Origin of the sequence: Stenotrophomonas sp. LM091 (genome assembly GCF_001806305.1) — a bacterium.
In the GTDB taxonomy this organism is placed as follows: Bacteria; Pseudomonadota; Gammaproteobacteria; order Xanthomonadales; family Xanthomonadaceae; genus Stenotrophomonas; species Stenotrophomonas bentonitica_A.
Genome location: NZ_CP017483.1, coordinates 1,474,842 through 1,487,261, shown reverse-complemented (window position 1 = coordinate 1,487,261; position 12,420 = coordinate 1,474,842). Strand labels below are relative to the sequence as shown.

11 protein-coding genes are annotated in these 12,420 nt (G+C 67.6%); 4 read left to right on the top strand and 7 right to left on the bottom strand.

Features of this window, described 5'->3' with window-relative positions; genetic code table 11:
* Positions 1-39 precede the first annotated feature (39 nt).
* The 4 genes from BIZ42_RS06495 to BIZ42_RS06480 form a co-directional block, all read right to left on the bottom strand.
* A complete protein-coding gene (locus tag BIZ42_RS06495; protein WP_046273496.1) occupies positions 40-984 on the bottom strand; it encodes a DegV family protein in 945 nt (314 codons plus the stop codon).
* Between the two features lie 90 nt (positions 985-1,074).
* Positions 1,075-1,707: a DsbA family protein gene (locus BIZ42_RS06490; protein ID WP_156785804.1), complete on the bottom strand. Its 633-nt coding sequence runs from the start codon at positions 1,705-1,707 to the stop codon at positions 1,075-1,077.
* Positions 1,708-1,779: 72 nt separating this feature from the next.
* A complete protein-coding gene (locus BIZ42_RS06485; RefSeq protein ID WP_070425917.1) occupies positions 1,780-3,060 on the bottom strand; it encodes an amidohydrolase family protein in 1,281 nt (426 codons plus the stop codon).
* The gene (locus tag BIZ42_RS06480) at positions 3,057-4,463 is read right to left on the bottom strand and encodes an amidohydrolase (RefSeq protein WP_070425916.1); all 1,407 of its coding nucleotides are present in this window, start codon (positions 4,461-4,463) and stop codon (positions 3,057-3,059) included. Before BIZ42_RS06480 ends, BIZ42_RS06485 begins: the two co-directional genes overlap by 4 nt.
* A 252-nt stretch (positions 4,464-4,715) precedes the next feature.
* Here BIZ42_RS06480 and BIZ42_RS06475 point away from each other — a divergent pair, with 252 nt between their 5' ends.
* From BIZ42_RS06475 to BIZ42_RS06465, 3 genes are all read left to right on the top strand, one after another.
* Positions 4,716-8,297: an autotransporter serine protease gene (locus BIZ42_RS06475; protein ID WP_070425915.1), complete on the top strand. Its 3,582-nt coding sequence runs from the start codon at positions 4,716-4,718 to the stop codon at positions 8,295-8,297.
* A 110-nt stretch (positions 8,298-8,407) separates the two neighbouring features.
* On the top strand, positions 8,408-9,184 hold the full coding sequence (locus tag BIZ42_RS06470) for an AMP nucleosidase (RefSeq protein WP_019183763.1): 777 nt from the start codon (positions 8,408-8,410) through the stop codon (positions 9,182-9,184).
* Between the two features lie 52 nt (positions 9,185-9,236).
* Positions 9,237-9,776 carry a DUF924 family protein gene (locus BIZ42_RS06465; protein WP_019183764.1) on the top strand — a complete coding sequence of 180 codons (540 nt, stop codon included), beginning with the start codon at positions 9,237-9,239 and terminating at the stop codon, positions 9,774-9,776.
* A gap of 76 nt (positions 9,777-9,852) precedes the next feature.
* On the opposite strand, the gene grxD is transcribed toward BIZ42_RS06465, so the two are convergent.
* Entirely contained in the window at positions 9,853-10,779 is a 927-nt protein-coding gene (gene grxD / locus BIZ42_RS06460; protein WP_070425914.1) for a Grx4 family monothiol glutaredoxin, read from the bottom strand.
* Positions 10,780-10,837: 58 nt separating this feature from the next.
* Between grxD and BIZ42_RS06455 the strand changes: the two genes are divergently transcribed.
* Entirely contained in the window at positions 10,838-11,614 is a 777-nt protein-coding gene (locus tag BIZ42_RS06455; RefSeq protein WP_070425913.1) for a polysaccharide deacetylase family protein, read from the top strand.
* 30 nt (positions 11,615-11,644) lie between these two features.
* Here BIZ42_RS06455 and BIZ42_RS06450 read toward each other — a convergent pair whose 3' ends face one another.
* Both BIZ42_RS06450 and BIZ42_RS06445 read right to left on the bottom strand, forming a co-directional pair.
* Positions 11,645-11,968, bottom strand: coding sequence for a hypothetical protein (locus BIZ42_RS06450; protein WP_046273502.1), 324 nt, complete (start codon positions 11,966-11,968; stop codon positions 11,645-11,647).
* 35 nt (positions 11,969-12,003) lie between these two features.
* Positions 12,004-12,375, bottom strand: a complete 372-nt coding sequence (locus BIZ42_RS06445; RefSeq protein ID WP_046273503.1) for a hypothetical protein — start codon at positions 12,373-12,375, stop codon at positions 12,004-12,006.
* Positions 12,376-12,420 lie beyond the last annotated feature (45 nt).

Below are 12,420 nucleotides of genomic sequence, written 5' to 3'. Positions count from 1 at the left end.
CGGATCGTGGCATGGCCGCTGCAGGGCTGGCCAGTGTGCTCAGCCGCTGAAGACATGCGGGCCGTCGGCGAAGCCGATCGTTACCGCGCCCTTGCCCACGTTGACCATCCCGGTCAGGCTCATGACCGCCTCGAACACATCCACGCCCTGCGCCTGGCAGGTCTCACGCAGCGCGGCATAACCGGGCAGGGCCCGCAGGTCGGCCAGCTCGCCGCCGTAGCTGATGCACACCGTGGGCGTCATCAGGCCGGCCTTGACCCGTTGCCCGACGAAATCGAACAGCTTCTGCACGGCGTTGTCGAAGCCCTTGATCTTGGCCACCGGCCCGGTCTCGCCGCGGTAGCCATGCAGCACCGGCTTGATGTCCAGCGCACTGCCCAGCGCGGCGCTGATCAGCCCCACGCTGCGATCGCCCTTGTGACGTGCGCGGGCGCGCATGTAGTACAGATCGCGGGTGATCATGTAGCCGTGCACGTTGTGCGCCAGCAGTTCCAGCCGTTCGCGGATCTGCTGCACGCTCGCGCCGCTGTCGCGCAGGCGCACCGCTTCCACCGCGGTCACGCCCTGTGCGGCGAACAGGTTCTGGGTATCGAGCACGCGCAGCGCGAACGGTGAGTTGAACCCTGCCGCCTGCCGTACCGGCTTGTAGTCGTTGAGGATCGCGAAGCTCGCCTGCATCGCGTTGTCGTGGATCGGGCTGCGGGTCTTGGTGATCGTCATGCAGAAGACATGGTCGTAGTCGATCACCAGTTTGCCCAGGAACAGGTCCCGGATCTGGTTGACGGTGAACGGAATGGTCTCCGCCTCGGCGCCGTGCTCGGCCACGTGGGCATGCAGGAAACTCAGCGTGGCCTGTTCGTCGCGATGGTCGGCCAGCATGGCTTCGCCGATGCGGACGGTGATCGGCAGCAGCACGATGTTGTGTTGTTCAATGAAATCCTGCGGCAGATCGCACGCAGAGTCGACCACGATTCCGATGCGCATCCTGTGCCCCTCCGGCAGGTTGTAGGTTCGGAAACGTGAACGCTATCGCAAAACGGCTCGGCTTGCCTGACCGGGGAGAGGGGCCGGGCGTCAGCGGCTGCGTTCCACCGCCACCGGCAGATCCTTGATCCGGGCCCACTCCCCCTGCTCAAGCAGGCCCGGGTCGGCCAGCACCGCCTGCATCAGCGGGTGGGCGTCGTTGCCCCAGAACAGTTCGCTGCCGATCGCCAGCGTCGGCACGCCGAATACCCCCGCGGCCAGCGCGGCATCCGTGTTGCGCCGCAGTTCCTCTTTGACCGACGGTGCGCCGATCGCCGCGGCGACATCGGCGATGTCCAGCATCGCGCCGGGCAGGGCGAGCGCGGCGGCACTGTCGCCGGCGTGGCCATCGCGCCAGATCCAGTTGAACAGGATCTCGACCGCCTCGTGGCTGGCACCGGCGGCCAGGCACAGACGCAGCGCCGCCAGCGGGTTGAACGGATGGCCCGGCGGAAAGCGCAGTGTCACCCCGGCGCTGCGCGCCTGCCACAACGCCTGCCGGTAGGTGAACACTCGCTTGGCCGGAATCTCGGCCGGGCCCAGGTTGCCCAGGTGATGCAGTACCGCGCCCAAGGCGATCGGCACCGGGGCGATGCTCTTGAACTGCGGCAACGCCTTGAGCTGTTGCCAGTGCAGATAGGCGAACGGTGAGACGAAATCGAAGTACCAGCGCAGGGCCATGATCGGGTGCTCACGTTGCAGGACGACAGGGGTGCGCAAACAGGGCCGCCGCAGGCAGCGGCCCTGTGCAGGGGCTCAGCGCGAGTATGCGCGTGGTTCGCTCGACGCCGGGGCCTGGTAGCGGTCGCGCAGTTCTGTCTGGCGTGAACGCATCGGCATCGCGCGGCCCCCCAGCCAGACCTGCTCGGCATAGTGGCCGACATCCAGCGGATCGCCCTCCCACAGCACCAGGTCGGCCAGCTTGCCGGGCTCGATGGTGCCGAGGCGGTCGCCGACGCCCAGCGCCTGTGCCGGGACCCGGGTCAGGCCGGCCAGGCCATCCCCCCAGGGCAGCCCGTTGGCGACCGCATTGCCGGCCAGCTGGCGCATCTTGCGCGCGTTGTGCGAGGCATCGTCGCGCTGGGCGAAGCTGACCGGCACGCCGGCCGCCTGCAGGCGTGCGGCGTTCTGCAGGGTCGCGCCGAGTTGATCGAAGCTGGTCGGCAGGTTGCCCAGCCCATCCACGAACACCGGCACGCCGGCCTGGGCCAGCTGCGGAGCCAGGCGCCACGCCTCGGCCCCGCCGGCGATGGCGATCCTGACCTTCTCGCGGCCGGCCCAGCGCAGCAGCTGGCGGATGTCGGCGGCGCGGTCGACCTGCACCACGATCCGCCCCTGGCCGGCCAGGTAACGCGCCAGCGTGGCGCGCCCGGCCGGTGTCAGCAGGGCATGCGGCGAATCGGCCGGAACGCGGCCCCGTGCTTCGCTGACCATCTGCTCCAGCAGCATCCACTGCGCGGCGCGCGAGGTGCCGGTCAGCTCCGCACCGGACGCGCCGAGACGAATGAACAACGCCTGCGGGCCGACCGGATCGGCACTGCCGTCCAGCCGCACCACCCCGCCCTGGCCGGCGATGAAGCCGCCGCCGGTATTCGCCCCGAGCAGGGTGAAGCCGATGCCGTCCAGCCGCGCGACCGGGATCAGCACCGAGTCCGGATTGAAGGCCAGGGTCACGTCGAATTCCGGGCGCAGCGGCTGGTCGTCCAGTTTCAGCGTGCTGTCCACCGTGGCTGACTCCCCGGAGACTTCTTCGATGCCGATATCGGTGATGCCGCCGAACAGCGCCGGGGTCAGTGGCTTGCCCGCCGCTTCGACCACGGCCACGCCGGCCGGCGCCGACAGGCCCGGACCGACGGCGCGGATCACGCCGCCCTGGACCAGCACGTCGCTGTGCTCCAGGCTGCCGCGTGCCGCGGCGGTATGCACGGTGGCATTGCGGATCAGCAGATCCTGCGCGAACAATGCGGGGGCGGCGCAGGCACCGGCAAGCAACAGCAGTGCGCGCGGCAGCAGGCGCATCGGGACGCGGCGGCTCATGGGCGCGCCTCCTGGCCAAGCATGAAGTCCGACAGCGGCTGCCGCCTCACGTCCTGGCGGTCATAGACCTGGTGGCCATCCACGTAGACTTTCTCGGCCAGCGCATAGGAGCTGAAAGGACTGCCGTTCCACACCACCACATCGCCCATCTTGCCGGCCTCCAGGCTGCCGGTCTGCGTCTCCACGCCGAGCGAGCGCGCTGCGTTGGAGGTCAGCCACATCATGGCCCGCTCCGGGGCGATCTCGATGCCGGCACGACGTGCGTTTGCGATCACCTTGGCCGCCTCCTGGTTCAAGCGCTGGATGCCCTCGGGCGAATCGGAATGCACGATCGCGCAGCTGTTGGCCGGGCGGTCGACCAGCGCGATGTTCTCCTGGATGCCATCGAAGGCTTCCATCTTGAAGCCCCACCAGTCGGCCCACAGCGCACCGCACACGCCTTCCTCGGCGAGCCGGTCGGCCAGCTTGTAGGCCTCCACCGCGTGATGGAAGGCGGCGATCTTGAAGCCGAACTCCTTGGAGAGATCCAGCATCGTGGCCATCTCATCGGCGCGGTAGCAGTGGATGTGCACGCGGATATCGCCCTGGATCGCGCCGGCCAGCGTATCCAGCTTGAGGTCGCGCTTGCCGCCGCTGTCGCCGGCACTGTCGCCCTTGTCGTCACCGCTGAACCAGCGCTTCTTCTTCGGCTGTTTCGGGGTGTTCTTGGCGATGTACTCGCTGGCATCGATGAAGGCCGCACGGTAACCGGCGACATTGCCCATGCGCGTGCCCGGGGCGGTGCCCTTGCCACCGTAGACGCGCTTGGGGTTTTCGCCGCAGGCCATCTTCAGGCCCCACGGCGCACCGGGGAACTTCATGGACTGGTAGGTCGTCGCGGGTACGTTCTTCAAGGTCACGCCGCGGCCGCCGACCAGGTTGGCCGAGCCGGGCAGTACCTGCATCGAGGTCACGCCGCCGGCCAGTGCCGCGGCGAAGCCCGGATCCTGCGGCCACACCGAGTGCTCGGCCCAGACGTTGGCGGTGACCGGGGCAGTCATCTCGTTGCCGTCGCTGTGCGCGCTGACGCCCGGGCTGGGATACACGCCCAGGTGCGAGTGCACATCGATGATGCCCGGCGTGACCCACTTGCCCTGGCCATCGACACGCACCGCATCGGCCGGTGCCGTCAGGCCGGTACCCACCGCCGCGATGCGGCCGTCGCGCAGCAGCACATCGGCGTTGTCCAGGCGCACGCCGGTGCCGGTGAGCACGGTGGCATTGCTGATCAACACCGGCGCCGAGGCGATCGGCGCATAGGTGCTGGGGTAGGGATCCTGGAGGAAACGCGACGCGGCGGGCGCCGGCGCGGACACGATCGACATCAACGCCAGGCCAACGCCGACGCTCAACAACTTCTGCATGGTTCTCCCCGAAGCCGCATGGACACAATGACCCGACGCTAGCCGGGAGCGGGGCGCCTTGCCAAGTGACCTTTTGCATATTTTTATCAAATGGGATCTAGCATCGTTATCAGAAACAATTGTGAACTTTCCATGAATTTTTCGGTTACGCTCAGGTCGGCATCGGCGTGATCCATGCCGGTTCCAGAAGCATTGCTGATCCTCCCGTTCCAGATTCCGACACTCGAACCAGATCAAGGAAGTTCTCAGTACATGACCCTGCACTCCCTGTCCCGCGCGGCGTCCCGCCGTCCTTCGCCGTCCCTGCTGGCCTCGGCCATCACCGGCACCCTGCTTGCCGCCATCGCCGTTCCGGCGCTGGCCAGCCCCACCACCGATGTCCTGCAGCGTTACCAGCAGCAGCGCGCAGAGCAGTCCGTCGCGTTCGCGCGTGACCTGCACAGCGCTTCGCTGGCGGCGACCTTTGTTGCGCCGATCGGCGCCAACGACCAGACCGTTTCCTTCACGAGCCCGCGCACCAGCGCCGAGGCCGCCGGCCCCATTCTGGGCAAGCCGGGTGATGTGGAAAGCTGGCATAGCGATGAGTTCAATGCCGACTGGGGTCTGGCCGCGATGGGGGCCGATTACGCGTATGCGCGCGGCCTTACCGGTCAGGGCGTGCGCTTGGGCGTGTTCGATTCGGGCTCTGCCCTTGCCCACGACGAATTCGCCGGACGCAACACCTCCAGCATCTCCATCGGCAACGGCGGCTGCGCCGACCCGAGCATCGTGGCGGGCGAAGGCGCCTGCGGCAGTACCCGCGGCGACCAGCCCGGGTACAACTACTACGGTCTGGGTCCCGGTGTGCCTCCAGCGCTTGCTGATCGACTGATCGCGGCGGGCCAGCCGTACGGTTTCAGCTACGCCGACCATGGCACGCACGTGTTGGGTACCGTTGGCGCCAACCGCGATGGCACCGGGATGCATGGCGTGGCCTTTGGCGCCAACCTGACCGCTGCCCGCGTCTTTGGCGACACGTATTACGAGTGGCGCCTGGATCCTGACAACTTCTACCGGCCGCGTGCGCTGTATCGCACTGACCCGGACGATGCAGCAACGCTGGACATGTATGCACAGGCCGAGGCACAGGGCGTGCGCGTGCTCAATCACAGTTGGGGTATCTCGACCCGCCATGCCACGGTGGCCAGTCTGGACGCGCAGTACGCAGCGATCGGCGCGGACTATGGTGTTTACGGCAGCATTTACGGTGATACCGAGGGTGCACCGGGTTCCAAGCTGATCCAGGTGTGGTCGGCAGGCAACTCGGCCGGGGGGATGGCCGGCATCACGGCGGCATTGCCGCGCTGGAACCCGGAGATCGAGCCGTACTGGCTGGCCGTCGCGAATGTCCGCCTCCCCACCGCAGGGGAAACGGACTACGTCATTGATGCCAGTTCCAGCATCTGCGGTGCTTCGGCCAACTGGTGCCTGTCCGCACCGGGCACCAACATCGCCAGCACGATCGTGGCCGGCGAGATCAACGGTCGCATGGAGCTGACCGAGGATTACCTGCGTTTTCTCATCGAAAGCGAAAGTCCTGAATACACCTACGGCTACAAGACCGGCACATCGATGGCGGCACCGCACATCACCGGTGCGCTCGGTCTGCTGATGGAGCGCTTCCCGTACCTGGACAACGCACAGGTACGCGATGTGTTGTTGACCACGGCACGCGACCTGGGCGCGCCCGGCGTCGACGCGATCTACGGCTGGGGCATGGTCGACCTGCGCAAGGCCATCGAAGGCTACGGCCTGCTGCGCGTGGACACCGACGTGGTCATGAACCAGAAGGCCGGTGGCCTGAAGGTGTGGGAAGGCGATGCGTGGGACGACTGGACCAATGACATCGGCGGCCCGGGCAAGCTGACCAAGTCCGGCATCGGCTGGCTGCGCCTGAGCGGTGACAACAGCTTCAACGGCGCCATCGTGCGCGACGGCGTGCTGGAACTGGACGGTGCCAATGCACTGACCGCTTCGGTCGATGTGCAGGGCGGCCAGTTCCTGCTCAACGGCAGCCTGGTGTCCACCACGCTCAACAGCCTGGGGGGCAGCAGTGTGATCTCCACCACGGGCGTGCTCGATGGCTCGGCACTCAACGTGACCGGCGGCTCGGTCACCTTCAACGGCCTGCAGCAGGCGGGCGACACCACGGTCGGCAGCGGCGGCAGCTTTGTGCTCAATGGCCGGCTGGTCGACAGCTCGCTGACCTCGGCGGGTGCCACCCGCGTCAATGCCGGGGCCTTGCTGGACGGCTCGGATCTGTTCGTCACCGCCGGCACCGTGTCCTTCAACGGCGTGCAGCAGGATGGCGCGACGGTGGTCGGTGCCAAGGGCACCTTGAAGGGCGTCGGCACGCTGGGCAGCACCCGCGTGGAAGGCATCATCGCCCCGGGCAACTCGATCGGCACGCTGACCGTCAACGGCGATTACGTGCAGACCGCCACCGGCATCTACCAGGCCGAGCTGGCGCCGGGCAGCCGCAGCGATCTGCTGCGCGTCTCCGGTACGGCTACGCTGGGCGGCACGCTGAAGGCGCTGCCGGAAGCCGGCGTGTACTACCTCGGCGAGCAGTTCAACTTCCTGCAGGCCGCCGGTGGCATCAACGGTCAGTTCGCCACGACCGACTTCTCGGCCTTCTCGCCGTTCCTGAAGTTCAGCCTGGGCTACAGCGCCAATGGGCTGCGCATCGACGTCGCCCGCGGCAACGCGCTGGCCAGCGCTGCGGTCACGCCGAACCAGATCGCCGTGGCCACCAGCGCCGATGGCCTGGCCATCAACCAGGGCCTGCCCAGGCCGCTGACCCAGCTGTTCCCGGCCCAGGTCGGTGCAGCATTGGATGCGCTGAGTGGTGAACTCCACGCCGCCACGCCGATGGCGCTGGTGGAAAGCAGCCGCTACCTGCGTGATGCGGCCCTGAGCCGTGCGGTCGGCGTGCGTTCGCCGGGTGCTGCGGATGAGGCTGCCGGTGGTGCATGGGTGCAGGCGATCGGGGGCAGCGGCAAGCTCGACGGCGATGCCAACGCTGCGCGCACCGATTCCAACAGCAACGGGCTGCTGGTCGGTGCCGATCATGTGTTCGGTGGTGGCTGGCAGGTCGGTGGGCTGGTCGGTACCGGCCGTACCGACATCAAGCAGGCCGCGGGTCGCGGCGCCCGGTCGGAGATCGACAACACCCACTTCGGTGCCTATGTGGGCAACCAGTGGGGGGCGTTTGGCCTGCGCGCCGGTCTGGGCTATTCCCGTCATGACGTGGACAGCAAGCGTCAGCTGACGTTTGCCGGCTACCAGGACGCACTGTCGGCCAAGTACGACGCCACCACCCGCCAGGGCTTCATCGAGGGCGCGTACCGCTTCGGTGGTCGCGAGGCCGGGCTGGAGCCGTACCTGCAGTTCGCCCGGGTCGAGGTGGATGTGGACGGCATCACCGAGCAGGGGGGGGCTGCGGCACTGCACGGCCAGGTCGCCGACACCCGCACCAACGTGGCGACCGCCGGCGTTCGGTTCGACAAGGGCCTGAAGACCTCGTGGCAGCAGGAAAGCTGGCTGCATGTCCGCGGTGGCGTCGGCTACCGCCGTGCCTCCGGCGACCGCAGCCAGGTCGCCGATCTGGCCTGGACCGGCGGCAGCAGCTTCGCGGTCAGCGGTGCGGCGATTGCCGACAACGCCGTGGTCGCCGAGCTGGGCCTGTCGGCCTGGTTGAGCCCGCGCAACCAGCTGGAGCTGGGCTACAACGGCACCTTCGGTGACGACGCCCGCGACCGCAGCGTCACCGCGCGCTGGTCCGTGCAGTTCTGATCTAGCGGTACCGGTAAACGGGAAAAGGCGGCCATGGGCCGCCTTTTTCTTGCGTATTCGTTGATCTCGCTCAAAATTGCATGCTCGGTACGACCGCAGGCAATTGCCCCATGAAAACCAAGCAGGACATCGTTGAAAACTGGCTGCCGCGCTACACCGGCGTGCCGTTGGAACACTTCGGCCAGCACATCCTGCTGACCAACTTCGGTGGCTACCTGCATACCTTTTCCCAGCTCACCGGGGCGCCCATCCAGGGTGCGGACCGGCCGATGGCCAGCGTCACCAGTGACGACATCACCCTGATCAACTTCGGCATGGGCAGCCCCAACGCGGCCATCATCATGGACCTGCTGTCGGCGGTGATGCCCAAGGCCGTACTGTTCCTGGGCAAGTGCGGCGGGCTCAAGCGCAAGAACCAGCTGGGTGACCTGATCCTGCCGATCGCCGCGATCCGTGGCGAGGGCACCTCCAGCGATTACCTGCCACCGGAAGTCCCGGCCCTGCCGGCCTTTGCCCTCCAGCGGGCGGTCTCGACCATGGTCCGCGACCTCGGCCACGACTACTGGACCGGGACCGTCTACACGACCAACCGCCGGGTCTGGGAGCACGATGAAGCCTTCAAGGAAAAGCTGCGGGTGATGCGCTGCATGGCCATCGACATGGAGACGGCAACCCTGTTCGCCGCCGGCTTTGCCAACCACATCCCGATCGGGGCCTTGCTGTTGGTGTCCGACCAGCCGATGATTCCCGACGGCGTGAAGACCGAGGTCTCCGATGCCAAGGTCAGCTCACAGTTCGTCGAGAACCATATCCAGATCGGTATCGAGGCACTTAAGCTGATACGGCGCAATGGCAAGTCGGTCCGCCACCTGCGTTTTGACGAGTAACGGCAATGGAACGGATGGGCGTCTTGGGGCGGGCCATCCACAGGGGTAGTGAATGGACGTGGCGGCACAAGTAGTGGAGTTCTGGCGCGACGCCGGACCGCAGAAGTGGTTCGCGCGCGATGACGCGTTCGATGCGCGGTTTCGCCAGCAGTTCCAGGACGCGCATTTCGCCGCCGCCCGGCGTGCCCGCGAGCATTGGCTCAGCAGTGCCGATGGCGCGCTGGCACTGATGATCCTGCTCGACCAGTTCCCGCGCAACTGCTTCCGCGATACGGCCCATTCCTACGCCACCGATGGCCTGGCGCGTCATTACGCCATGCGCGCGGTGGAAGAAGGCCTGGACCTGCAGCTGGTGCCCAAGCTGCGGGCCTTCATCTATCTGCCGTTCGAGCACTCCGAGGATCCGCAGGACCAGGAACGCTCGGTGGCGATGTTCGATGCGCTCGGCGACAAGGAATACCTGCAGTACGCCGAACTGCACCGCGACATCATCCGCCGGTTCGGCCGCTTTCCGCATCGCAATGCGGTGCTGGGCCGGATGCCGACGCCGGAGGAACTGGATTACCTGGCCGAAGGCGGGTTTGCGGGATAACCGATGGACGCCCGGGCGCCACGCACAAAAAACGCCGGCATTGCCGGCGTTTTTCTGTGCAGTGACGTGCTGAAGATCAGTACTTCGGCACGCCGTTGTCCACCTCGTTCGACCAGGCATCGATGCCGCCGGTGATGTTGGACACCTTGGTGAAGCCCAGGGCACGGAACTGCTCGGCGGCCTGTGCGCTGCGGCCACCGTGATGGCACAGGAAGGCCAGCGCGGTGTCCTTGGGCAGGGCTTCCAGGCCGGCGCGGTTGTCGCCGTCGAACGTTTCGAACGGGGCGTTGATCGCCGCGATCGCACGCTCGTCGGCCGGGCGCACGTCGACCACGGTGATGCTGCCGGCACGCAGCTGGTCGTCGGCGTCGCGCACGCTCAGTTCCTGCACCGCCTTGGGGGCGTTCGGGTTGTCGATCGCCAGGCCCTTGCCGCGGATGTCGTCCACCCAGTCGATGGTGATGCCTTCGGCGCGACGGGCGCTGGCCAGGTCGAACTGCACGCGCAGGCCGTTGGACTCGGCGGCGATCGCGTTGTCGTCGTGCGGGGCCAGCTGGAAGTTCGGCTGGAAGCGCGCGTCGATGCCCAGCTGCAGCGCAGCACCCGGGGAATCGGCCAGCGCGCCACGCAGCATTTCCACCGCGGCCGGGGTCACGGTGATGCGCGGCGGGGTGCGGTCCGGGGCGGCCAGCCCAAGCACGCTGCTCAGCTCACCGCTGCCGGCCATCTGCAGGATGATGTCGCTGCCACCGATCAGCTCGCCATCGATGTACAGCTGCGGGATGGTCGGCCACTCGCCGTAGGCCTTGATGCCTTCGCGGATCTCCGCGTCGGCCAGCACGTTGACGTGGTCGAACTCCACGCCGAGGTCCTGCAGGGCGCCGACGGCCTTGGCCGAGAAACCGCACTGCGGCATGCTCGGCTGACCCTTCATGAACAGCACGACGCGGTTGGCGTTGAGAATGGATTCGATGCGCGAGCGCAGGGCGGGATCAAGGGACATGACGGTCGGGGTCCGGATATGCGAACCGCCTATTCTACGCGGCATGGCATCATGGGGCATGACCGTACCGGAAACGTTGTATCGCATTCCCCGGCGCCCCTGGCGCTGGCTGCCGTGGCTGGTGCTGTCGCAGGTGCTGGTGGTGCTGGCCTGGGTCGCTTGGGGCTGGCGCTGCGGGCTGCCGCTGATGGTGGCGTCCCATGCCCTGTTCATGGTGCCGGTGTTCCTGCCCAACAGCCGCTTCTATGCCCCGGTGCTCAGCCGCCTGCCCGGCCAGGCGCGCAAGGTCTGGCTGACCATCGATGATGGGCCGTCGGAAGAAACCCCGGCGGTGCTCGACCTGCTGGACCGTTACGAGGCCAAGGCGACCTTCTTCCTGGTCGGTGAACGCGCGCAGGCGCGGCCGGAGCTGGTGCAGGCGATGCTGGCCCGCGGGCACAGCCTGGGCAACCACAGCCACCGCCACCCCCAGACCCGCTTCTGGCGGCTGGGGCGGCAGGCCATGGCGGAGGAAATCGCGCTGTGCCAGCAGGCCCTCACCGCGATCGCCGGCATGCCGCCGCGCTGGTATCGCTCGGTGGTGGGGATGACCAATCCGTTCGTGGCCCCTGCATTGAAGCAGTGGCAGCTGACCCGGGTCGGCTGGAGCGCCCGTGGTTTCGACGGTGTCGATTGCACGCCCGGCCAGGTGGTCGAGCGGATCATCCGTGATCTGGCGCCCGGCAGCATCGTGCTGCTGCATGAGGGCGCCGCGCATGGCCACAACCTGGCCATCATCGAAGCGGTGCTGCAGGCGGTGCAGGCGCGTGGCCTGCATGCCGGCCTGCCGGACTGACGCCAGACGGGGGACCGGCGCAGGCCGGGCTCAGCTCAGCGAGCCGATGACCATCAGCAGCACCACGCCGAGCATGCTGCCGATCGAGAACACCAGGCCGAGCACGGCGAACACGCGACGGCGGTCCGCCTGCAATGCACCGGCCACGCCCAGGCCGAAGGCCACCAGCTGCATCAGGGCGGTGAGCATCAGGCCAAGACCGACGAGGATCGCCGACATCGAGGTTTCTTCCATGCCGCCCGGCGTCGTGGTCTCGATGATGCCGGCGATGACGACCAGGCCCAGCATCAACACGGCGCCGCACACGGCGGTAATGAACGCGGCAATACCCATGCCGGAATGAGGGGTGTGCATCAGGGCTCCTTGTCGATGCGGTGGAACGGACGGTGTCAGTGGGCCAGGGCGGGCGTGGTCGGGGTCGTGGCGCCTGCGGGCGGGTGCGACGCATGCCACTGGTCGCTGATCCAGCCCCCGAGCGAGAGCTGGGCGATCAGCAGGCCCAGAGTCACCAGCAGCGCGATGATGCCGAACAGGCGGCGCCGGCGGGGTTGCAGCACGCTGCCCAGGCCGAGCAGCAGGGCCAGGATCGCCAGGCCGACGCTGCTGCCCAGCAGTGCGGCCAGCGACCATGGCAGCTCGCGCATCGCCGCGTGTTCGGGCGCATGGGCGTAATGCATGCTCAGCAGCAGCATCACCAGGCCCACGCCACTGACGATCAGCGCGGCGATGCCAAGCGCGGAATGTCGGGTCTGTCGAGGCATGGGCGGCTCCGTGCCGGAAGGGGGGCGCGAGTATGCGCGCGTGCG

Excerpts from the sequence above, each read along its gene's own strand:
- BIZ42_RS06475 (WP_070425915.1), top strand. The coding sequence starts at position 4,716 with ATGACCCTGCACTCCCTGTCCCGCGCGGCGTCCCGCCGTCCTTCGCCG.
- BIZ42_RS06465 (WP_019183764.1), top strand. The coding sequence starts at position 9,237 with ATGGACGTGGCGGCACAAGTAGTGGAGTTCTGGCGCGACGCCGGACCG.
- BIZ42_RS06480 (WP_070425916.1), bottom strand. The coding sequence starts at position 4,463 with ATGCAGAAGTTGTTGAGCGTCGGCGTTGGCCTGGCGTTGATGTCGATC.
- BIZ42_RS06470 (WP_019183763.1), top strand. The coding sequence starts at position 8,408 with ATGAAAACCAAGCAGGACATCGTTGAAAACTGGCTGCCGCGCTACACC.
- BIZ42_RS06485 (WP_070425917.1), bottom strand. The coding sequence starts at position 3,060 with ATGAGCCGCCGCGTCCCGATGCGCCTGCTGCCGCGCGCACTGCTGTTG.
- BIZ42_RS06455 (WP_070425913.1), top strand. The coding sequence starts at position 10,838 with ATGACCGTACCGGAAACGTTGTATCGCATTCCCCGGCGCCCCTGGCGC.
- BIZ42_RS06445 (WP_046273503.1), bottom strand. The coding sequence starts at position 12,375 with ATGCCTCGACAGACCCGACATTCCGCGCTTGGCATCGCCGCGCTGATC.
- BIZ42_RS06495 (WP_046273496.1), bottom strand. The coding sequence starts at position 984 with ATGCGCATCGGAATCGTGGTCGACTCTGCGTGCGATCTGCCGCAGGAT.
- BIZ42_RS06450 (WP_046273502.1), bottom strand. The coding sequence starts at position 11,968 with ATGCACACCCCTCATTCCGGCATGGGTATTGCCGCGTTCATTACCGCC.
- grxD (WP_070425914.1), bottom strand. The coding sequence starts at position 10,779 with ATGTCCCTTGATCCCGCCCTGCGCTCGCGCATCGAATCCATTCTCAAC.